At 64.4% G+C, this 22,248-nt stretch carries 18 protein-coding genes and 2 pseudogenes; 15 read left to right on the top strand and 5 right to left on the bottom strand.

Annotation, left to right across the window (positions count from 1 at the left end; genetic code table 11):
• Positions 1-8: 8 nt before the first annotated feature.
• Together AC0L3O_RS11295 and AC0L3O_RS11290 are read left to right on the top strand one after the other, a co-directional pair.
• Complete coding sequence (locus AC0L3O_RS11295) at positions 9-668, top strand: amino acid ABC transporter permease (protein ID WP_091591934.1); 660 nt, start codon at positions 9-11, stop codon at positions 666-668.
• Complete coding sequence (locus tag AC0L3O_RS11290) at positions 646-1,371, top strand: amino acid ABC transporter ATP-binding protein (protein WP_027154711.1); 726 nt, start codon at positions 646-648, stop codon at positions 1,369-1,371. Before AC0L3O_RS11295 ends, AC0L3O_RS11290 begins: the two co-directional genes overlap by 23 nt.
• A gap of 171 nt (positions 1,372-1,542) precedes the next feature.
• On the opposite strand, the gene msrA is transcribed toward AC0L3O_RS11290, so the two are convergent.
• From msrA to AC0L3O_RS11275, 3 genes and pseudogenes are all read right to left on the bottom strand, one after another.
• A complete protein-coding gene (gene msrA / locus AC0L3O_RS11285) occupies positions 1,543-2,283 on the bottom strand; it encodes a peptide-methionine (S)-S-oxide reductase MsrA (protein ID WP_473615597.1) in 741 nt (246 codons plus the stop codon).
• A 113-nt stretch (positions 2,284-2,396) separates the two neighbouring features.
• Positions 2,397-2,672 (bottom strand): hypothetical protein, encoded by a 276-nt coding sequence (locus AC0L3O_RS11280; protein WP_473615596.1) that lies wholly within the window; start codon positions 2,670-2,672, stop codon positions 2,397-2,399.
• Positions 2,673-2,884: 212 nt separating this feature from the next.
• Positions 2,885-3,901, bottom strand: a pseudogene (locus AC0L3O_RS11275) (TadE/TadG family type IV pilus assembly protein); the annotation flags it as partial.
• A 141-nt stretch (positions 3,902-4,042) separates the two neighbouring features.
• On the opposite strand from AC0L3O_RS11275, the gene lepA reads away from it, so the two are divergent.
• From lepA to AC0L3O_RS11255, 4 genes are all read left to right on the top strand, one after another.
• Entirely contained in the window at positions 4,043-5,848 is a 1,806-nt protein-coding gene (gene lepA / locus AC0L3O_RS11270) for a translation elongation factor 4 (RefSeq protein ID WP_287206326.1), read from the top strand.
• A 111-nt stretch (positions 5,849-5,959) separates the two neighbouring features.
• Positions 5,960-7,981: a hydantoinase/oxoprolinase N-terminal domain-containing protein gene (locus AC0L3O_RS11265; RefSeq protein ID WP_473615595.1), complete on the top strand. Its 2,022-nt coding sequence runs from the start codon at positions 5,960-5,962 to the stop codon at positions 7,979-7,981.
• 256 nt (positions 7,982-8,237) lie between these two features.
• Entirely contained in the window at positions 8,238-10,430 is a 2,193-nt protein-coding gene (locus tag AC0L3O_RS11260; protein ID WP_473615594.1) for a malate synthase G, read from the top strand.
• Positions 10,431-10,570: 140 nt separating this feature from the next.
• A complete protein-coding gene (locus AC0L3O_RS11255) occupies positions 10,571-11,113 on the top strand; it encodes a hypothetical protein (RefSeq protein WP_287068089.1) in 543 nt (180 codons plus the stop codon).
• Positions 11,114-11,173: 60 nt separating this feature from the next.
• On the opposite strand, the gene AC0L3O_RS11250 is transcribed toward AC0L3O_RS11255, so the two are convergent.
• The gene (locus AC0L3O_RS11250) at positions 11,174-12,706 is read right to left on the bottom strand and encodes a YifB family Mg chelatase-like AAA ATPase (RefSeq protein WP_023801437.1); all 1,533 of its coding nucleotides are present in this window, start codon (positions 12,704-12,706) and stop codon (positions 11,174-11,176) included.
• Positions 12,707-12,888: 182 nt separating this feature from the next.
• The gene (gene gshB, locus AC0L3O_RS11245) at positions 12,889-13,830 is read right to left on the bottom strand and encodes a glutathione synthase (RefSeq protein ID WP_473530458.1); all 942 of its coding nucleotides are present in this window, start codon (positions 13,828-13,830) and stop codon (positions 12,889-12,891) included.
• Positions 13,831-14,270: 440 nt separating this feature from the next.
• Between gshB and AC0L3O_RS11240 the strand changes: the two genes are divergently transcribed.
• From AC0L3O_RS11240 to AC0L3O_RS11200, 9 genes and pseudogenes are all read left to right on the top strand, one after another.
• Entirely contained in the window at positions 14,271-15,038 is a 768-nt protein-coding gene (locus tag AC0L3O_RS11240) for an SDR family NAD(P)-dependent oxidoreductase (RefSeq protein ID WP_287213896.1), read from the top strand.
• A complete protein-coding gene (locus tag AC0L3O_RS11235) occupies positions 15,035-15,976 on the top strand; it encodes a 2-dehydro-3-deoxygalactonokinase (RefSeq protein ID WP_473615593.1) in 942 nt (313 codons plus the stop codon). Before AC0L3O_RS11240 ends, AC0L3O_RS11235 begins: the two co-directional genes overlap by 4 nt.
• A gap of 22 nt (positions 15,977-15,998) precedes the next feature.
• Entirely contained in the window at positions 15,999-16,640 is a 642-nt protein-coding gene (locus AC0L3O_RS11230; RefSeq protein ID WP_473615591.1) for a 2-dehydro-3-deoxy-6-phosphogalactonate aldolase, read from the top strand.
• Positions 16,637-17,518: an SMP-30/gluconolactonase/LRE family protein gene (locus tag AC0L3O_RS11225; protein ID WP_473615590.1), complete on the top strand. Its 882-nt coding sequence runs from the start codon at positions 16,637-16,639 to the stop codon at positions 17,516-17,518. The genes AC0L3O_RS11230 and AC0L3O_RS11225 overlap by 4 nt, the downstream gene beginning before the upstream one ends.
• A 96-nt stretch (positions 17,519-17,614) precedes the next feature.
• Positions 17,615-18,685, top strand: coding sequence for a D-alanine--D-alanine ligase family protein (locus AC0L3O_RS11220; RefSeq protein ID WP_473615589.1), 1,071 nt, complete (start codon positions 17,615-17,617; stop codon positions 18,683-18,685).
• Positions 18,686-18,792: 107 nt separating this feature from the next.
• Positions 18,793-19,461 (top strand): helix-turn-helix domain-containing protein, encoded by a 669-nt coding sequence (locus tag AC0L3O_RS11215; RefSeq protein WP_473615587.1) that lies wholly within the window; start codon positions 18,793-18,795, stop codon positions 19,459-19,461.
• Positions 19,462-19,531: 70 nt separating this feature from the next.
• Complete coding sequence (locus AC0L3O_RS11210) at positions 19,532-20,560, top strand: extracellular solute-binding protein (RefSeq protein WP_473615586.1); 1,029 nt, start codon at positions 19,532-19,534, stop codon at positions 20,558-20,560.
• A 10-nt stretch (positions 20,561-20,570) separates the two neighbouring features.
• On the top strand, positions 20,571-21,461 hold the full coding sequence (locus AC0L3O_RS11205) for an ABC transporter permease (protein ID WP_473615584.1): 891 nt from the start codon (positions 20,571-20,573) through the stop codon (positions 21,459-21,461).
• Positions 21,461-22,247 (top strand): annotated as a pseudogene (locus tag AC0L3O_RS11200) (ABC transporter permease). The gene AC0L3O_RS11205 and the pseudogene AC0L3O_RS11200 overlap by 1 nt, the downstream one beginning before the upstream one ends.
• Position 22,248: the final 1 nt, after the last annotated feature.

The raw sequence follows: 22,248 nt of genomic DNA, 5'->3' as shown, positions 1-22,248 counted from the left end.
CAGGCGCCATGACCGAGTTCAGCTTCTGGGACATCCTGCGCAACCTGCTTCTGGCCGCCCGCTGGACCGTTGTCCTCTCGCTGGTCTCCTTCATCGGTGGCGGCATCGTCGGCGCGGCCCTGCTTTTCTTGCGCATCGGCGGCCGGCGTGGGATGCAGTTTCTGTCACGCGGCTACATCCAGCTGTTTCAGGGCACGCCGCTGCTGATGCAGCTCTTTCTGGCTTTCTTCGGGCTTGGCCTGTTTGGCATCGACGTTCCCGCCTGGCTTGCCGCCTGTGTCGCGCTCATCCTGTGGACCGCAGCCTTCCTCGCCGAAATCTGGCGTGGCTGCGTCGAGAGCATTGCCAAGGGCCAATGGGAGGCGTCAGCCAGCCTCGGCATGGGTTATCTCCAGCAGATGCGCTACGTCATCCTGCCGCAGGCACTGAAAGTGGCGGTGCCGCCGACCGTCGGCTTCTCGGTGCAGGTGGTGAAGGGCACCGCGCTCACCTCGATCATCGGCTTCGTCGAACTGTCGAAGGCCGGTTCGATCGTCACCAACGCGACGTTCCAGCCGTTCACCGTCTATGGCCTGGTCGCGCTCATCTATTTTGCTTTGTGCTGGCCGCTGTCGAAATCCAGCCAGCTCCTGGAAAGGAAGCTCAATGTCGCTCATCGCAATCACTGAGGTGAAGAAGCGCTTCGGCGACAACGAGGTGCTGAAGGGGATTTCCATCGACGTCGCGCCGGGCGAGGTCGTCGCCATCATCGGCAAGAGCGGTTCGGGCAAGTCGACGCTGCTGCGCTGCATCAACGGGCTGGAGACCATCGATGAAGGCTCGATCGTCGTCGCCGGCGCCCAGTTCCTGCCCGACGAGGTGCATCTCAAGGCGCTGCGCCTGAAGGTCGGCATGATTTTTCAGCAATTCAACCTGTTCCCGCATCTCACCGCCGGTGGCAATGTCATGCTGTCGCAGATGGTGGTGAAGAAGACGCCGAAGAAGGACGCCGAGGCGGTCGCGCGAAAAATGCTCGACCGCGTCGGTCTCGCCCACAAGTTCGATGCGTTGCCGGACGAATTGTCCGGCGGCCAGCAGCAGCGCGTGGCGATCGCCCGGGCGCTCGCCATGCAGCCCATCGCGCTGCTATGCGACGAGATCACCTCGGCGCTCGATCCCGAGCTCGTCGCCGAAGTGCTGGCCGTCGTCAAGGAATTGGCGGCGGAAGGCATGACGCTGGTGATGGTCACCCACGAGATGCGCTTTGCCCGCGACGTCTGCTCGCGCGTCGTCTTCATGCATCAGGGCCGCGTCCATGAGATCGGCGCCCCCGAGGACGTTTTTTCCAATCCCAGGACGCCGGAGCTCCGGCAGTTTCTGGGCGTGCAATAAGCTGTGTTGATATTCAGCCGGCCTGCAACCGGCGCTACTCGCGTAACCGTAAGTACGCTCCGTTCCGGTTCTCGGAATCCACCATTTTCGGCGCGGCCTGACCTAGTACCTCACCACACCCGACGCCGACATGCGTCCATTAGGACGCACCAAGTACACACTGGCAAAAGATCAGCTCTTGTTGCCGGCCAGCACCAGCACCGGCTTGTCCCTGTAGAGGTCTGGAAACAGCGTCTTCAAATTCTCGACCTTGGGCAGGTCGTTGTAGACGATGTAGGGATAGGTCGGGTTCAGCGTCAAAAAGTCCTGGTGGTAGTCCTCGGCCGGATAGAATTTTTTCCCCGTCTCCAGCGTGGTCACGATCGGCTCCGGAAACACGTTGGCCTTGTCGAGCTGGGCGATATAGCTCTCGGCCATCTTCTTCTGCGCGTCGCTTTCGGCAAAGATCGTCGAACGGTATTGCGGGCCGCGGTCCGGACCCTGGTAGTTCAGCTGCGTCGGGTTGTGCGCGACCGAGAAATACACCTGCAGCAGCTGGCCGTAACTGACTTTGGACGGCTCGTAGATGATCTCGACAACCTCGGCATGCCCGGTCCGGCCGGTGCCGACCGTCTCGTAGACGGCGGTGTCCTTGTCGCCGCCGGCATAGCCGGAGACGGCGCTGGTCACGCCCTTGACGTGCTGGAACACGCCTTGCACGCCCCAGAAGCAGCCGCCGGCGAAGATCGCCCTGGCGGTGCCGGCGGCGGGTTTTTCGTCCATCGCCGGTGGCGGGATCACCACCGCCGCCTCGGCCGAGATCGCCGGCGTCTGCCACAAGGCGGCGCCAGCCGCCGCGAGCATCAGCGCCGCAAGCGCGCCCCAGGCGACGTTGGTCAATCGTTTCGCGGCGGTTCTTTCAATGCCGGCCATCTCTGATCTCTCCTGCATGAGGTTTTCGACTATACGACAGTTAGGTTCGTCGCGGTTTCACATTGCCGTGCGGGCGTGTGCGTCGGCTGGCCCGACACCGTTCCGGACGTGGCCTACTTGGCCGTGCCCATTGCGTCGCAGGTCTTGGTCGCCTCGTCCTTCTTCATCGCGTCGGTTTCCATGGCAGCCTTGTCCATGCAGCCCTTCAGCTTTTCGACCGCCATCGGATCCGCGGGCTTCATCGCGTCGGTCGCCGGCTTCATGGCATTGGTCGCCATCGCATTGGCCGGCTTCATCGCATCGGCGCGGGCAATGCCGCCGGCAAAAAGCGCGGTCGAGCAAAGCGCGAAGGCAAGTGCCGGCAAGGTCAGGCGGGTGAAGGCGGTCATGATGGTCTCCCAGAGTTGGTGGCGCGCCGGAATGGCGATCACATCAGCTCTTCGCCGCCGCCTGGGCCTTCGTTACAGCCATCACCGCTTCGTGATCTCCCCCCTCCGCCCCTCCTCGAATTGGCCCACAAATAAAAACGCCGCCCGGTGGCAGGCGGCGTTATGAATGCTTTGCTTCGACAAGGTCGAGCGTTGCGCCGTTTCCCGTCCAGCTACTGGGTAAGCACTGTTTGCGAAGGCCGTTGATTGAAGTCGCATTTCCCGACCACGGTGTAGAAGAAGTCGGCGTTGGACACCGGAGCCGGGACGGGATTTCCGCCGTCCTCCCAGGCCTGCTGGCTGGATTGGCCGCACGGCACCGCGGTGAAGATGTCCACCTTCTCGCCGTTCGCGATCTCGACGCCGTCGATGTACAGCCGGTTCGATGTCGCCGAATCGTTGGATCTGAGCACGGGTGGCTTGGGCGGATTTGCTCTTGCGGCATCCGGCACATCCATCTGCAGAAACAGTGAATCCATGAGGCTAACATCGATCACCGCGCCGGCGCCGTTCGCCGGGTACATGGTGTTGGTGCAGGTGGTCAGGTATTTCTTGTTGCCGCTAACCTGTGTGATCGCCCCGGTTGGCAGGTTGTTGAAATTCTGCACCGTTTTGGTCGTGCATTTTTGTTCCTGGACCTTCGTCTCCGTCGCTCCATTGACCGTATAGACCGTCGACGTGCCGTAGCCTTTCGGATCACCAAAGTTGTTGTAGACATAGGTGATCTTCATCAACGGGTTGACCGCCGTCTCGATAAATTTCGTGCCGTAGAGCGACACCGTCTTGTTCCAATGGCCCGACACCTTTTGGACCTTGAACGTGGTCTGCACCAGCGCCGGCCTCTTGCGCACCGCCGAAGCGACGCCGATCTGCACGGTGTCGACGCGGGCGATCTGCATGAAGTTCGTCGGCATGGCAAAGCTGGCCGAAGCATTGATGCTGGCGGTGCCGTCGGCGGCGACGACGAAGCCGTCGAGCTTGGCGGTGCCTTGCCCGCTATTGGCCGCAAACGACTCCTGCAGTTTCACCTGACGTTCCGCCAATGACGTGCTGGTCGGCAGCGTGGTGATCGCCTGGGTCGCGGCATCGAGCCCATTCTGCATCGAGCCCTTGGTCGCAATGGCCGCGTTATAGTCGACCGAGAGGCCCAGAGCGGCACACATCGGGATAAGCATGATGGCGAGTATCGGCGCTAAGGAGCCGCTCTCGGAACATGCCGCGAATTATGCCCTAATCTGATGGAGCAAAGTTTAACGACGCTGCGATCGCCGGCGGCTCATGCGGCGCCCGGCCGCTTGCCCGGGCAAGCTGCCCCTGCTAAAGCGCCCGACATGACCACGCCGATCAAGAACATCCGCAATTTCTCCATCGTCGCGCATATCGACCATGGCAAATCCACGCTTGCCGACCGGCTGATCCAGCTGACCGGCGGGCTGGAGCTGCGCGACATGAAGGAGCAGGTGCTGGACTCGATGGATATCGAGCGCGAGCGCGGCATTACCATCAAGGCGCAGACGGTGCGGCTGAAATACCACGCCAGCAATGGCGAGGATTATATCCTCAATCTGATCGACACGCCCGGCCATGTCGACTTCGCCTATGAAGTGTCGCGGTCGCTGGCCGCCTGCGAGGGCTCGCTGCTGGTCGTCGATGCCTCGCAAGGCGTCGAGGCGCAGACATTGGCCAATGTCTATCAGGCCATCGACAACAACCACGAGATCGTCGTGGTGCTGAACAAGGTCGACCTGCCGGCCGCCGAGCCCGAGCGCATCCGCGAGCAGGTCGAGGAGGTGATCGGCATCGATGCCTCCAACGCCGTGCTGATCTCGGCCAAGACCGGCCTCGGGATTCCCGATGTGCTGGAGGCGATCGTCAACGATTTGCCGCCGCCGCGCGAGGGCGACATTGCTGCCCCGCTCAAGGCGATGTTGGTCGACAGCTGGTACGACGCCTATCTCGGCGTCATCGTGCTGGTCCGCATCATCGACGGCGTGCTGAAGAAGGGCCAGACCATTCGCATGATGGGCACCGGCGCCAAGTACCTGGTCGAGCGCACCGGCGTCTTCACGCCGGCCCGCATCAATGTAGACGAGCTCGGCCCCGGCGAGTTCGGCTTCTTCACCGGCTCGATCAAGGAAGTCGCCGATACCCGCGTCGGCGACACCATCACCGAGGACAAGCGCCAGACTGCACAGGCCCTGCCCGGCTTCAAGCCGGCGCAGCCGGTGGTGTTTTGCGGCCTATTCCCGGTCGATGCCGCCGATTTCGAGGATCTGCGCGCCGCAGTCGGCAAGCTGCGCCTCAACGACGCTTCTTTCTCCTTTGAAATGGAAACCAGTGCCGCGCTCGGTTTCGGCTATCGCTGCGGCTTCCTCGGCCTGCTGCATCTGGAAATCATCCAGGAGCGGCTGGAGCGCGAGTTCAACCTAGACCTCATCGCCACGGCGCCGTCGGTCGTCTACCGGCTGCTTTTGAACGACGGCACGACCAAGGAATTGCACAACCCCGCCGACATGCCCGACGTGGTCAAGATATCGGCCATCGAGGAGCCGTGGATCCGCGCCACCATCCTCACGCCGGACGAGTATCTCGGCGGCATCCTAAAGCTCTGCCAGGACCGGCGCGGCATCCAGGCCGACCTGTCCTATGTCGGCAAGCGCGCCATGCTGACCTACGATCTGCCGCTCAACGAGGTCGTCTTCGACTTCTACGACCGGCTGAAGTCGATCTCTAAGGGCTACGCCTCCTTCGACTATCATTTGACCGACTATCGCGAGGGCGATTTGGTGAAAATGTCGATCCTGGTCAACGAGGAGCCGGTCGACGCGCTATCGATGCTGGTCCACCGCACGGCGGCAGAAAAGCGCGGCCGCCTGATGTGCGAGAAGCTGAAGGAACTTATCCCGAACCATCTGTTCAAGATCCCGATCCAGGCGGCAATCGGCGGCAAGGTCATCGCCCGCGAGACGATCTCGGCCCTGCGCAAGGACGTCACGGCCAAATGCTACGGCGGCGACGTCTCGCGCAAGCGCAAGCTGCTCGACAAGCAGAAAGAGGGCAAGAAGCGGATGCGCCAGTTCGGCAAGGTCGACATCCCGCAGGAGGCGTTTATCCAGGCGCTGAAGATGGGCGATTGAGAAGCCGTCCGCGCGTAGCTGAGGGGGATCAGGCTTCGTGGCCCAGCGCTCGCGGCTTTATCCGCCGGCGCGTATCGGCTAAGGGCGGGGAGCAAAATCCCGGATCCGCCAATGACCGCCAAATCCTCCCCCCTGTTCCTCGGCATCGACACCGGCGGCACCTATACCGATGCCGTGCTGTGGTCGGAAGCCGGTGGCGCTAACGGAAAGGTTCTGGCCAAGGCCAAGGCGCTGACCACCCGTCACGATCTGGCGGTCGGCATTTCGGGCGCGGTCGATGCGGTGCTGCAAAAAGCCGCCACCGATCCGGCAGCAATAAAACTGGTGTCGATGTCGACGACGCTTGCCACCAACGCGCTGGTCGAGGGTCAGGGCGGCCGCGTCGCGCTGGTGATGATCGGCTTTTCCGAGGGCGACCTTGCCCGCGACGGGCTGAAGACCGCGCTCGGCACCGACCCTGTGGTGTTCTGCCCGGGCGGCCACGATGTCCACGGCAATGCGGCAAAACTCGATCTGTCCGGGCTGGAGGCAGCGCTGCCGGAACTCGGCGCCTCGGTGTCCGGCTTTGCCGTCTGCGCCTATTTCGCCACTCGCAACCCGGCGCATGAGCTAAGCGCGCGGAACCTGATCCGCGGCATAACAGGCCTGCCGGTCACCGCCAGCCACGAGCTTTCGGCCAAGCTCGGCGGCCCGCGCCGGGCGCTGACGACGCTGCTCAACGCCAGGCTGATCTCGATGATCGACCGGCTGGTGGCGGCGACCGAGGGCTTTCTTGCCGCGCGCGGCATCGCCGCCCCGCTGATGGTGGTGCGCGGCGACGGCGCGCTGGTTTCCGCCGCCTTCGCCCGCCAGCGGCCGATCGAGACGATTCTTTCAGGCCCGGCCGCCAGCCTTGTCGGCGCTCGCCACATGACCGGCCTCGACAATGCAGTCGTCTCCGACATCGGCGGCACCACCACCGACGTTGCCGTGCTCGACCGGGGCCGTCCCAGGCTTGACCCGGAAGGCGCCACCGTCGGCGGCTTCCGCACCATGGTCGAGGCGGTCGCCATGCGCACCTTTGGGCTCGGCGGCGATTCCGAAGTGACGCTGGAGGACGGCGCGCTCAACCCAAGAATCCTGCTCGGGCCGCGCCGCCTGGTGCCGCTGGCGCTGGCCGGCATGATGCATGGCGAAGCGGTGACCGTCGAACTGGAACGCCAGATCCGCGCGGCCAACCCCAGCCGCATGGATGGCCGGCTGGCGGTCAGGACCGGCGTGCCGGAGCGGCTGGCTGCCGGCCTGACCGGCGCCGAGGCCAAGCTTTATGAGCTGATCGGCGCGACCCCGCTCGCCGTCGACCGGCTTTTGACATCAAATGCTCAGAACGCCACCTTGAACCGGTTGGTGTCGCGCGGGCTGGTGCATGTCGCCGGCTTTACGCCGTCGGACGCCGCCCATGTGCTGGGCAAGCAGGCCAACTGGGATGCCGCCACGGCTCGGCTCGGTGCCGAGCTGTTCGCCCGCAAGCGCGACGGCCGCGGACAGGCGATCGCCGCCACGCCGGAGGCGATCTCGGAACGGGTGCTGACCACACTGACCCGGCTGTCGGCGGAAGTCATCCTCGAAACCGCCTTTGCCGAGGACGGGCTGGATGGCGCGGCGACCGTGGCGCACGCGCTGGTCCAGCGCGCCGTCGATTCCCATCCCGGCATCGCACGGCTGAGCGTCGCGCTCGACCGCCCGGTCATCGGCCTCGGCGCCTCGGCGCCGCTGCATTATGCCGGGCTGCCACCGCTGGTCGGCCATGACTGCGTGGTGCCCGAAGATACCGATGTCGCCAATGCGCTCGGCGCCGTCGTCGGCCAGGTCAGGGTTTCGGCGGAGGCGCGCGTCAGCCAGCCCCAGGAAGGGCTGTTTCGCGTCGCCTCAGGCGAAAGCGTGCGCGACTTCAATGACGAGGCGGCGGCGATCGCGGCAGCGGAAACCGATGTCCGCGCCATTGCCGCCGGGCGGGCCAGGGACGCCGGCACCGACAGCGCCGAAATCGAGATCGCCAGCGAATTCCGCGTCTCGACCGTCGAGGGCCAGCGCATGTTTATCGAGGCGCATGTGGTGGCGGTGGCGTCGGGCAGGCCAAGGATCGCGGTGTAGGGCGGGTAATCTCCTCCCTCGAGGGGGAGATGTCGCCTAAGGCGACAGAGGGGGTAGCCGCGCATGAAGCGCGACGCGATTTGGTGCAAAAAGGGGTCGCGCTCCACGCGCGGCGACCCCCACTGGCCTGCCGGCCATCTCCCCCTCAAGGGGAGAGACGGCTGCAAAATGCGTCCCCTTCACCCTAAGCTGAATTGACCCTGCCACCTTGACATGTCAAAGGCCCGGCCAAAGCCTTTCGTCTGGAGAAGCCCCGATGACCGATCACGTCGAAATCGCCGGATTGCGGATTGCCCGCGAGCTTTATGATTTCGTCGTGAACGAGGCGCTGCGGGCCACCGGCATTGCAGCCGACGCCTTCTGGACCGGCTTCTCGGCCATTGTGCATGATTTGGCGCCGAGGAACCGGGCTCTGCTCGCAAAACGCGACGCGCTGCAGGGCCAGATCGACCAGTGGTATCGCGACAATGGCGCGCCCGCCGACATGGAAGCCTACAAGGATTTCCTGAGGGAAATCGGCTATCTCGCGCCGGAAGGGCCGTCCTTCTCCGTCGCGACGGACAATGTCGACCCCGAGATCTCGGTGGTTGCAGGGCCGCAATTGGTAGTGCCGGTGATGAACGCGCGTTACGCGCTGAATGCCGCCAATGCGCGCTGGGGCTCGCTCTATGATGCGCTCTACGGCACCGATGCCGTTCCCGAGACCGACGGCGCCGAGAGGGGCGCCAGGTTCAATCCCGTGCGCGGCGCCAGGGTCATTGCCTGGGCGAAGGGTTTTCTCGACGAATCGGTCCCGCTGACGACCGGCAAATGGGCAGGGGTGAACGGGCTTGCCGTGGCCAACGGCATGCTGCGGCTGGGCGAGGGCGCCGGCGCCACCACGCTCGCCGATCCCAAACAGTTTGCCGGCTATCGCGGCGACGCCGATAATCCCGAAGCCGTCCTGCTCACCCGCAATGGCCTGCATATCGAGATTGTGATCGACCGCAGCAACCAGATCGGCAAGACCGATCCGGCCGGCATTGCCGATGTCGTGCTGGAATCGGCGCTGACGACCATCCAGGACTGCGAGGATTCGGTCGCGGCGGTCGATGCGCAGGACAAGGTTTTGGTCTACCGCAACTGGCTCGGCCTGATGAAGGGCGACCTTGCCGAGGAGATCACCAAGGCCGGCAGCACGTTTACGCGTAAACTCAATCCCGACCGGTCGTACACCGCGCCTGATGGTGGCGCGCTGTCCCTGCCTGGCCGCTCGCTGATGCTGATCCGCAACGTCGGCCACCTCATGACCAATCCGGCGATTACAGTTCGCGACAGCAACGAAGTGCCGGAAGGCATAATGGATGCGGCGATGACGGCGCTGATCGCGCTGCACGATGTCGGCCCGAACGGACGACGCGCCAATTCCCGCGCGGGCTCGATGTATGTCGTAAAGCCCAAGATGCACGGGCCGGAGGAAGTCGCCTTCGCCGTCGAGATATTCGACCGTGTCGAGGCGCTGCTCGGCATGGCGAAAAACACCATCAAGATGGGCATTATGGACGAGGAGCGGCGCACCACCGTCAACCTCAAGGAGGCGATCCGCGCCGCCAAGGATCGCGTCGTCTTCATCAACACCGGTTTCCTCGACCGCACCGGCGACGAGATCCACACCTCGATGGAAGCCGGCCCGATGATCCGCAAGGGCGACATGAAGCAGGCCGCCTGGATTGCCGCCTACGAAGCCTGGAACGTCGACACCGGGCTGGAATGCGGGCTGGCCGGCCGCGCCCAGATCGGCAAGGGCATGTGGGCGATGCCCGATCTGATGGCGGCGATGCTGGCGGAAAAGATCGCCCATCCCAGGGCCGGCGCCAACACCGCCTGGGTGCCGTCGCCGACAGCGGCGACGCTGCACGCCACCCACTACCACAAGGTCGACGTCGACGCTGTGCAGGCGGCGCTGAAGAGCCGCCCCAAGGCAAAGCTCGACGACATCTTGTCGGTGCCGGTAGCGGTGCGGCCGAACTGGTCGCCGGAGGAGGTCCAGAACGAGCTCGACAACAACGCGCAAGGCATTCTGGGCTATGTCGTGCGTTGGATCGACCAGGGCGTCGGCTGCTCGAAAGTGCCTGACATCAATGACATAGGCCTGATGGAGGACCGCGCGACGCTGCGCATCTCCTCGCAGCACATCGCCAACTGGCTGCATCACGGCGTGTGCACCTCAGACCAGGTGATGGAGACGATGAAGCGCATGGCCGGCGTCGTCGACCGCCAGAACGCAGGCGATCCGCTCTACCGGCCGATGGCCCCTGACTTCGACAAGTCGATTGCCTTCCTCGCCGCCTGCGACCTCGTCTTCAAGGGCCGGGTCCAGCCCAACGGCTACACCGAGCCGGTGCTGCACGCGCGGCGGTTGGAGCTGAAGGCAAAGGAAAGACCCTCGATAGCGCGCACAGAGTTCTAGTATAACCCGACGGATATTAGCAATTGCTAAACATCGTTGTCCCGGTGCACGCGATCTGCTACGATTTAACCACCGACAAACGGCTCTGGGAGGCCGTGGGTCCGACTTCATGCACAAGAACTCAAAACCGGAGAACGGCCATGACACGGCTTCTGACGGTCGCTGCCCTTGTGGCGGCGGGCAGTTTGGTTGCGATGCAAGGCGCAGCCGCCGATGACGCTGCGATGATCAAGAGCGCTGAATCCGCCGCACCCCCCGCTGTATCAAGCGGCGCTGCGATCCACGCCATGGATGAGAAGGGTGCAATGCGCACACTGCGCGAGGGCACAAACGGCTTCTGGTGCATGCCGGACAACCCGGCCACACCTGGCCCGGATCCAATGTGTGGCGATGCCAACGCGATGGAATGGGCGATGGCGTGGATTGGAAAAAAGGAACCGCCCAAGGGCAAGGTCGGCTTCATGTATATGCTGGCCGGCGGCACCGATGGCAGCAACACCGATCCTTATGCGACGAAGCCCGAGGAAGGCAACAATTGGGTGGAGACTGGACCGCACGTGATGATCGTCAACGCAATGGATATGATGCAGGGCTATCCGGCTGACCCCAAACCTGACACGTCCAGGCCATATGTGATGTGGGCGGGCACTCCCTACGCACATCTCATGATCCCGGTTAAGTAGCTGCCGCGGCGGGCCGGGCCGGTCACCCTCCCTCAAGGGACCCTCAAGGGGGGGAACGTGTCACGCCGCCTGCGCCATTCGCTCCGAACTCATGCGGTACGAAATCGCCTCGGCCAGATGGATGCGGCCGACAGTCTCGCTGGCCTCGAGATCGGCCAATGTCCGCGCCACCTTCAGCACCCGGTGATAGGCCCGCGCCGAAAAGCCGAGCTTTTCACTGGCATCCCTGAGCAGCGACAAGCCTGATGCATCCGGCATCGCGATCTCCTCGATGACAGAGGGGGAGCAGTGCGCGTTGGTGGTGACGGAGGTCGCGCCGAGCCGCTCGAAACGTTCGCGCTGGGTTGTCCGCGCGCGGGCCACGCGCAGCGCCACATCGGCACTTTTCTCCGCCCGGTCCGGCCGGATCAGATCGCTGGCCGAGACCGCCGGCACCTCGATCCGGAGATCGATGCGGTCGAGCAGCGGGCCTGATATGCGCGCCTGGTAGTCGGTGCGGCAGCGGTCGCCGCGCAGGCAGCGATAGCCCGGCTCGCCGGCCATGCCGCAGCGGCACGGGTTCATCGCCGCGACCAGCTGGATGCGCGCCGGATAGGTGACGCGATGATTGGCGCGGGCGATCATGCAGTCGCCGGTCTCCAGCGGCTGGCGCAGCGCATCTAGCGCCTGCGGCGAGAATTCGGGAAACTCGTCGAGGAACAGCACGCCGTGATGGGCCAGCGAGGCCTCGCCCGGCCGCACGCGCAGGCCGCCGCCGACCAGCGCCGCCATCGAGGCCGAATGGTGCGGCGCGCGGAACGGCCGCCGGTCGGTCAGCTTGCCTTCGCCAAGCTCGCCTGCCACCGAGGCGATCATCGAGACTTCGAGCAATTCCCGCGGCGCCAGCGGCGGCAGGATCGACGGCAGCCGCTGCGCCAGCATCGATTTTCCCGATCCTGGCGGACCGATCATCAGCATGTTATGGCCGCCGGCCGCCGCCACTTCGAGTGCCCGCTTGGCGGTCTCCTGGCCCTTGATGTCGGCAAGATCCGGCAGGTCGCGCGCCGAGGCATGGATGCCGGCCTCCGGCCGCGACAGCACCTGCGTGCCGCGAAAATGATTGGCGATGGCGATCAGGCTGCGCGGCGCCAGAATGTCGAAATCCTTGCCGGCCCAAGCCGCTTCCGGGCCGCAGGCGAAAGGGCAGATCAGGCCCTTGCCTTCGGCATTGGCGCCGATCGCCGCCGGCAGCGCGCCGGCCACGGCGGCGATGGTGCCGTCGAGCGACAGCTCGCCAAGCACGACATAACCGGCCAGCATGTCGCCTGGAATGGCGCCAAGCGCCGCCATCAGGCCAAGCGCGATCGGCAAATCGTAATGGCTGCCTTCCTTGGGCAGGTCGGCGGGCGCCAGATTGACGGTGACCTTCTTCGACGGCATCGACAGGCCCGATGCGTGCAGCGCCGCCTGCACCCGCTCCCGGCTTTCGGCCACCGCCTTGTCGCCGAGGCCGACGATGTGCATGTTGACCTTGCCGGGCGCGATCATCACCTGCACGTCGACCGGCACGGCCTCGATGCCCTGGAAAGCGACCGTACGGACCCGCGCAACCATCTTTTCTGCCCCCGGACATGGGCCCGCCCGAAGCCCATGCGATCATGCCGCGAACGGCGTCTTCTGAGACAACCACAGATTTTGGGCAAAGGCAAGAACATTACGGGAACAATCGAACGTGGTGCCTTGATGGCGTCGCATCGGCTACGGATCGGAAACCGCTGTTCCGGCAAGCATGGGTGCTACTTGCGCTTGTCCTCAACCGCATCCCAGAACAGGCTGGCGATATCGGCGCCGCCGAAGCGTTTTACCTCGCGCACGCCGGTCGGCGACGTCACGTTGATCTCGGTCATGTAGTCGCCGATCACGTCGATGCCGACGAGGATGAAGCCGCGCTCTTTCAGCGACGGGCCGATGCGGGCGCAGATCTCGCGTTCGCGCTCCGTCAGTTCGGTTTTTTCGGCGCGGCCGCCGACATGCATGTTGGAGCGCGAATCATGCTCGGCCGGCACCCGGTTGATGGCGCCGACCGGCTCGCCGTCGATCAGGATGATGCGCTTGTCGCCGGCTCGCACCTCCTTCAGATAGCGCTGCACGATGTAGGGCTCGCGGAACATCTGGCCGAACATTTCGAGCAGCGAGGCGAGGTTGCGATCGGCCTCATGCAGGTGGAAGATGCCGGCGCCGCCATTGCCGTAGAGCGGCTTGACGATGATGTCGCCGAACTCCCTGCGGAAGGCGGCAACCTCCTGGCTGTCCTTGGTGATCAGCGTTTCCGGCATCAGGTCGGGGAACTCGGTGACGAAGATCTTTTCCGGGCTGTTGCGTACCCAGGCCGGGTCGTTGACCACCAGCGTCCTGGGATGGATGCGCTCGAGGATATGCGTCGTGGTGATGTAGTTCATGTCGAAAGGCGGGTCCTGCCTGAGCAGGACGACGTCCATCTCCGACAGGTCGGTGCGCACTTTCTCGCCGAGCGAATAGTGATTGCCCTTCTCGTCGCGGACCTGCATTTCCTCGACGCCGGCAAACACCTTGCCGTCGCGCAGCGACAGCCGGTCGGGCGTATAATGGAACAACTGGTGGCCGCGTCGCTGCGCTTCCAGCGACAGCGCAAACGACGTGTCGCCGGCAATCGAGACGGTGGAGATGTGGTCCATCTGGACAGCGATTTTCAGAGGCATGGCGGATCTCCGGCGGATCGGATGGGCTGCTTGCCCTTACAACCTCCCCGGTCATCTGCCAATCGCGACATTTTGAGGATTGCCTGCTGGGCGTAGCTGAGGCGCAGGCGGAGCGCCTTGCCCAGTTCGGCTGCGCCGGCAGCAACGATTCCTGTTCGGCGGGCCGGTTGGTTTCGATGCCACGCTCGGCTATCTCAGAAATTCCCTCCGTGGCACCTTGCGCTCAAGGCGATCTGACGAGCGACTTGTCAGACATAAGCCCGCGAATTTGCGTTTTCTCCCTTGCTCCCCCGACCGGTCTGGCTAGGATGCGCGCCGACCGAGCCTACGGCGCCGCGCGTCCTTTTGGATGCGCAAATGACGCTGTAGCACTTTGATTTTGCGCATGGTCCTTCCGAAAATCGAAATCGATTTTCGGGGCCACGCGCAGGGAGAAAAAAATGATGCCATCGGCGCGCTTTGCCGACCTTGAGGGCGCTTCGGTGCTGATTACCGGCGGCGGCTCCGGAATTGGCGCGGCGCTGACCGAGGGTTTTGCCCGCCAGGGGGCAAAGGTCGCCTTCATCGACATCGCCGACGGCCCGAGCCTGGCGCTGGCCGACCGCATCGAAAAGGATCTCGGCCGCCGCCCCCTCTATCTCAAGACCGACATACGCGACGTCGAGGCGCTGCGGGCTTCGGCCGCCAGGGCGGCAGAGGCGCATGGCGACGTCACCGTGCTGGTCAACAATGCAGCACTTGACGATCGCCACGCGGTGGAAGACGTCACCGTGGAGTTCTGGGACAACAACCAGGCGGTCAACCTGCGTCCGCATTTCTTCTCCGCACAGGCGGTGGCGCCGGGCATGAAGCGGGCCGGCGGCGGCTCGATCATCAACTTCACGTCGACGTCGTTCCTGATCAACCACCCCGACATGCCGGCCTATACCGCCGCCAAGGCGGGGATCGTCGGCCTGACCAAGGGGCTTGCCGGCAAGCTCGGCGCCGACGGCATTCGCGTCAATGCGATCGCACCCGGCTGGGTGATCACCGAGCGGCAGAAGCAGCTCTGGGTCACCGAACAGGCGCTCGCCGCCCACGTGGCCAAGCAATGCATCAAGCAGGTGATGCAGCCGGAAGACGTCGTCGGCACGGTGCTGTTCCTGGCGTCGGACGCTTCGCGCATGCTGACCGCGCAGATGCTGATCGTCGACGGGGGCTTCCTGTGAACTCAGCGAGCAACGTGCCTTCTGTGGCCGCCGTCGATTGGGGCACCACCCGTCTCAGGGTCTGGCTGGTCGATGAGGCCGGAAATGTCCTCGCCGAGCGTCGCGGCGACGACGGGCTGATCACCGCGCAGGCGGCCGGGTTTTCGACCATCCTCGAAGGACATCTGGCGGCGATGGGCGCGCCGGAAGCGATGCCCGTGATCATCTGCGGCATGGCCGGCTCTCGCCAGGGCTGGCTGGAGGCGCCCTATGTCAGCGTGCCGGCGCCGATCGGCGCCATCCTTGCCGGTGCTGCGCGCGTTCCCGGCCAGCGCCGCGACATCCGCATCGTGCCGGGCCTTGCCCAGCGCCAGGCCGACGCGCCTGACGTCATGCGCGGCGAGGAAACGCAGCTTGCCGGCGCCGGTTTGCCGGCAACAAGCCGCCATCTCGTCTGCATGCCCGGCACCCACTCCAAATGGGTGCTGGTCGAGGACAGCGCCGTTGCCGGTTTTGGCACCTGGCCGACCGGCGAGCTGTTTTCGGTGCTGGCGGCGCATTCGATCCTGCGCCATTCGCTGGGCGAGCAGCCCAAGCCGGTTGCACCAGGCAATCCGTTTTTCCAGCGCTGGTGCGAGATCGCGCTGGCCGAGGGCGGCGATGTCACATCGAGGCTGTTCTCGATCCGCGCTGCGGGCCTATTGCAGGACCTGAAACCCGACGATGCCGCTGCTTGCCTGTCCGGCCTGCTGATCGGCGGCGAGATCGCCTCGGCCAGCCGCCGCTATCGAAAAGGCGCGGCGTCGATCGTGCTGGTCGCATCCGGCGCGCTCGGCACGCTCTACACTGAGGCGCTCGGTCTTGCCGGGCTTGCGGTGAGAGCCGTCGATGCCGACGAGGCGGTGCGTGCCGGCCTCATCGAGGCGGCGCGCGAAAATGGCATGATTGCCCAGACATGATCGACAACAGCGGAGTTGCCGCATGACCGAGACCGCATCGTTTCCGAAGCTCGAGCGCGGGCTTGTCGCCATCCTGCGTGGCCTGAAGCCGGACGAGGCGGTGGCCGTCGGCCGGGCGATCTTCGAGGCCGGCATCGAAGCGATCGAAGTGCCGCTCAATTCGCCGGATCCGTTTGTCTCCATCGCGAGAATTGTTGAGGCGCTGCCGGCGACGGCATTGGTCGGCGCGGGGACTGTGTTGACCGCAGCCGATGTCGACGGACTGAACAAGGCCGGCGGGCGGCTGCTGGTCAGCCCCAACATCGATGCGGAGGTCATGGGTCGCGCCATGAATTACGGCATGGTGACGATGCCGGGCGTATTCACGCCGACCGAAGCCTTCCAGGCCATCCGGCTCGGCGCCTCGGCGCTGAAATTCTTCCCGGCCAGGGTGCTCGGCGCGGCCGGGATCGCGGCGATGCGCGCCGTTTTGCCGGCTGAGACGCTGGTCGGCGCGGTCGGCGGCGTGTCGGAGAAGGACTTTGCCGGCTACAAGGCGGCCGGTGTCAGCGTCTTCGGCCTCGGCTCCAGCCTGTTCAAGCCTGGTATGAGCGTCGACGAGGTGGCCGTGCGGGCCCGCGCTGCCACAGTAGCCTGGGACGCAGCGTTTGGAGCAGCGCCATGAGCGACGACATCGTTTCGGTTTTTTCCGACCATGTCTGCCAGCTCGGCGAAGGCCCGAGCTATGACCCCGCCACCGACACGCTCTACTGGTTCGACATCGTCAACGGCCAGCTTCTGGAAAAGCCCCTGTCCGGCGGTGCCGTCAAAATCCACGAGCTTGGCCAAATGGCCAGCGCGATCGCCGTCGTCGACGACAAAAGACAGTTGATCGCCACCGAAACCGGCCTGCATGTCCGCGACGTGGCGACCGGCAAAATGACGCTGCATACGGCCATCGAGGCCGACAATCCGGCGACGCGCTCGAACGATTCGCGCGTCCATCCCTCCGGCGCCTTTTGGGTCGGCACGATGGGCAAGGGCGAGGCAAAGGCCGCTGGCTCGATCTACTGGTTCTTCAGGGGTGAATTGCGCCGGCTCTATTCAGACATAACGGTGTCGAACTCGATCTGTTTTTCCGAAGATGGAACCGTTGCCCATTACACCGATACCAGCACCGGCCTGTTGATGCGCGTCGGCTGCGATCCGGCGACCGGCCTGCCGGCTGGCGAGCCAAAAATCTTCGTCGATCACCGCAAGGCCAAGGGCTATATCGACGGTTCGGTGCTCGATCGCGACGGTGTCCTGTGGAACGCCTGCTGGGGCGGCAGCGTCGTTGAAGCCTACGGGCCTGACGGCAAGCTCATCCGTTCGGTCGCGATGCCGGTGACGCAGCCGTCCTGCCCGGCCTTTGTCGGCAGGGATGCCGACCGGCTGGCGGTCACCTCCGCCTGGTCGGGCAAGGATGAGAAACAGCGCCTGCTGGACCCGCAAGCCGGCATGACGTTTCTGCTCGACATTCCGGTCAACGGCCGCTTCGAGCCGCGCGTGCTGATTGCCTAGGCTGACGTCGATTTCGCGAAAGCCTGATACATCCGCCATGCGATGGTAGGCAGTCGCGCTGCCAGGCCCCGTTCATCGCCAGGAATCGTTGATGCCATGTCAAGCCGCAGGCCGAAGCTGATCCTAGTCTACGAGCCGGAAAACGCCTGCTTCGAGCGGCTGGTTGCCGATGGCCACGTGCCGGGGCGCGCCGCCGAAATCGCCTCCTATCTGGCGCAATCGACCGACATCGCCCCTGAGTTCGACGCGCTGGCCGCAGCCTGCCAGACGCGCGGCCTGTCCTTCGCGCCGGTGGCGCTCGACGATGCCGCAAATCTGCTTGCCGGTGAGGATCCGAAGACGACGCTGGTGTGGACGCTGACCGACGGCATCGCCTATTTCCGCGGCGGTGCGGCGCCGGCGCTGGCAAGGCTGAACGGCCTGAAGCTGCTCGGCGCCGATGATGCGCTGTTTGCGCTCTGCCAGGACAAGTTCCGCTCCGGCGCTGTGCTCGGCGCACTCGGCCTGCCGGTGCCGCAATCCGGTTTGGCACGCGACGGACGCTGGCTGGTCGAGCCACCGGCTGCGCCAGCCGGCTGGTTCGTCAAGCCGAACCGGCTCGGCGCCAAGATCGGCATCTGGCCGGATTCGCGCAGCAGAAATCTCGGCCACGCGCTTGAGCTTAGCCGGCGCGTCTTCGCTGCCTATCGCGACGATGTCGTCGTGCAGCCCTACGTCACCGGGCGCAATGCGCGCGCCAGTTTTCTCGGTCTGAAGCCGGACACCGGCGTCGAAGCGCTCGGCATCGTCTTTGTCGATTCCGGAAGTGATTTCCAGACTATGGGAGACAGCCTGGCGCTCTACGGCGACACCGGCGAGGCTGCCAGGGCGGCGGGAACATATGCCGAGCCGGTGCTGCTGCCGGTTGCCGCCAGCCAGCCGCGAGCCAATGCAAGGATCCGACGGATCGCGCAAAGCCTGATCGCCGGGCTTGGCCTGCGGGATGTGTTTTCCGTCGATTTCCGGATCGAAGCCGACGATAGCATCCACCTCATCGAGTTCGAGGTCTGCCCGGGCCTGCCTTGCTTCGATTTCCGCGCCTATTGCCGCACGCAATGGGAGATGGGCCTCGCCGATGCGATGGCCGCGACCGCCGCGAGCCGTTTTTTCGCCTCGCCCACGAAATGAGCAGCGCCCGCGTACGCAGCCGCGCCGACGGGCCAGGACCGTGCCTCGACAAACGGCTTGCGTTCCGAGATTTCACTTAATAGGGTGTTAAGTGAAGGAGGCACTCGGTGAAAGTCGACCCTGCGACATTCCCGGAGGTAGCAGCGCTGGCGACGACGGAAGCCGGCAAGGCCAAGCATGTCGGCGGCCGGATCAAGGCCATTCGCATGGCCCGACGCATTTCGCTTCGCCAGCTGGCCGACATGGTCGGCACGACGGCGAGCTTCATCAGCCAGCTCGAGCGCAATCTGAGCGGCGCCAGCGCCAGCACCTTGATGCGGATCGCGGCAGCCCTGGATCTCGGCATCAACGAGCTGTTCGAGCAGACTGAAGGTGGGTTCCACAAGGTGCTTACCAGAGCCGACCGCCCCCTGCTGCCGATCAGCCACGGTTGCCGAAAGACGCTGCTGTCGCGTCGGCCGATCCATGAATTCGAGGTTTATTCGGGGGAGTTCGACGTCGGCGGCTCGACCGGCGACGAAGCTTACACGCATGGCGGCAAGCACGAGATGTTCGTCGTCCTGAAGGGCACTGTCGAGCTGACGCTGGCAGACGAGCGCTTCGTCATGAACGAAGGCGACAGCATCGAATACGCCACCTCGACGCCGCATCGTACAGAGAATGTCGGCAAGAAGCCGGCGCAGGTGCTCTGGATCATCGCGCCCCCGACCAGTGGCGCGGCGGAACTCAATCGATACACGTCCGGACAAGGCTCGCAGCCGGACGGACCGAACTGATGCGGGCGCACATAAATGGGAGATAAAACATGAAGACCAAGATCGGACAGGTGGCGCGCTCGGGCTGCTGATGATCACCACAGCAGCGCTTGCGCAGGGCAAGCCGGTGGCGGGCGAGGTAGCAGAGGGCTCGCTCAAGGGCAAGACGCTCACCTTCGTCTCGTATGGGGGCATTTATCAGGATGGTCAGATCGCCGCGCTGAAAGAGTTCGTCGACAAGTCAGGCGTGACGCTGCTCAGCGACGGGCCAACCGAGATCTCGAAATTGCAGGCGCAGGTCGAGTCCGGCAATGTCACCTGGGACGTTGTCGATACCGGCGATTTCCCGCCCTACGTCTATTGCGGCAAGCTGTTCCAGAAGCTGGACTTCTCAAAAATCGATACGTCCAACATTCCGGAGGGCCAGATCAGCGAATGCAGCGTGCCGGCCATGAACTATGGCGTGGTGCTGATGTACAACACCGAAAAGTACAAGGATAACCCGCCCAAGAGCTGGAAGGATTTCTTCGACATCGAGAAATTCCCGGGCTCGCGCGCCCTGGAGGGCAGCGGGGATCTGTCCGGCGGCATGATCGAGCAGGCACTGCTCGCCGCCGGCGGGTCGGTCGAAAACATGACGGTGGCCGATATCGATAAAGCTATCGAGAAGGTGAAATCGCTCGGCCCGGACACGATCTTCTGGAAGACCGGCGCCGATTCCCAGCAGCTCGCCGAATCCGGCGAAGCCGACATGATCGCGATGTGGACCGGACGTGCCATGACCGCGGTGAAGAACGGCGCGAAGTACACGCCGGCGTGGCAGGACTGGCTGGTGGTGATGGACCAGATGACCATTCCGATGGGCGTCAAGGACCCCGACGCGGCGCATGCGCTGATCAACGCCTACCTCGGCAAGAGCGCGCAGGAGACGCTTGCAAAAACCACCTCGTATACCCCGATCCACAAGGACGCGAAGCCCGAAGTGGACGAGATCACCGCGGCGTTCATGACCAACACGCCGGACAAGCTGAAGCTTGGCTATCAGCAGAACATCAAGTTCTGGGTGGAGAACTTCGAGGTGGCGAACGAAAAGTGGAATGGGTTGATGGCCGGCAATTAGGTCCGCCGCCGTGGCAACGAGAGCAATCGACAGCCGGGACACTGTTCCGGCTGTCGCGGCAGACGGCCGGCGGCGCTGGTTTCGTGGACAGGCTTTCTGGCTCGTCGCGCCGGCGCTGCTGCTGCTCGTCATCTGCCTGGGCCTGCCGCTCGCCATCGTGACCTTGCGCAGCTTTTCCGAGCCGCAATGGGGATGGCAGAACTATGCCTGGTTCTTCGGCACACCGGTCAATCTGACGGTGCTTCAGCGGACCTTCGCGATCTCCGCCTGGGTGACGCTGGTATGTCTCATCGCCGGCTATCCCTATGCCTATGTGATGACCGCGGTCGGACCCAGGATGCGGCTCGTCCTCATCCTGTGCGTGCTGGTGCCGTTCTGGGTGAGCGGCGTGGTGCGCACTCTGGCATGGGTCATCCTGCTGCAGGATTCCGGCGTGATCAACTCCGTCATCAGGGCAGTCGGCCTCAGCCCGGTCAAGCTGATCCGCACGCAGACAGGCGTGGTGATCGGCATGGCGCAGGTGCTGTTGCCGTTCATGATCCTGCCGCTCTATTCGGTGATGAAGACGATCGACCTGCGGCTCATGCAGGCGGCACGGAGCCTCGGCGCGAGCCCGGCACGCGCCTTTGCCCAGGTCTATCTGCCGCTCTCGCTTCCGGGCGTCTACGCGGGCGCCATCATCGTCTTCATTCTTGCACTCGGGTTCTACATCACCCCGGCGCTGCTCGGTGGTCCGCGGTCGACCATGCTCTCGACCCTGATCCAGAACCAGGTGCTCAGCCTGCTCAACTGGGGCCGCGGCGGTGCGATGGGTGTGGTGCTGTTGATCGCCACCTTCGTCCTGCTCGCGCTCGCAGCGCCGCTGTCGCGTCAACCGCACAAGATGGGCTCGAGGCGCTGATGAAACAGCCCGGTCGAATCCTGCTCGGTCTGTACTGCCTGCTGGTCGCGGTCTGGCTGGTCGCACCGACAATCGTCGTCGTGCCGATGTCGTTCAACGACAAGAAGTCGCTGGCCTTTCCGCCATCCGGCTTTTCCTGGCAGTGGTACCAGAACTTTTTCACCAACCCCGAATGGTCGGCGAGCCTGGTCGGCTCGCTCAAGGTTGCCGTCGTCACGGCGCTGTTCGCCACGGTCATCGGCACGCTGGCGGCATTCGGCCTCGATCGCATGAAAAGTCGCGTCAGCGGCGTGCTGCGCGCGCTGCTGATCACGCCAATGGTCGTGCCGGGGGTGGTGCTCGCCGTCGGAATCTACGCGGTCTATCTCGATACGCGGTTGGTCGGCACCATGACCGGCTTCGTGCTGGCCCACACGATGCTCGCCGTTCCTTTCGTCATCATCGCCGTCTCCGCCAGCCTGGAAGTCTTCGACAAACGGCTGGAGACTGCTGCGGCCAGCCTCGGCGCGACCCGGCTGACGGCGTTCAGGACGGTGACCTTGCCGCTGATCGCGCCCGGGCATCCTGTCGGGGCTGCTGTTTGCGTTCGTGACCTCATTCGACGAGATCATCGTCGCGCTGTTCATCACCAGCCCGTATCTGAAGACACTGCCGGTCCAGATATTCTCGAGCATTACCCGGGACGCCGACCCCACCGTTGCGGCAGTGGGCACGCTGCTCTTCATCGTGACGTCGCTAGTGATCGGGGCGGGGCTGCTGATCGGTTCGAGACAGGGAAAACGTTGAC

The organism is Mesorhizobium sp. WSM4810 (assembly GCF_055811235.1).
Note: the sequence above shows the minus strand (reverse complement) of the source record. Positions and strands in the feature narration are given on the sequence as shown.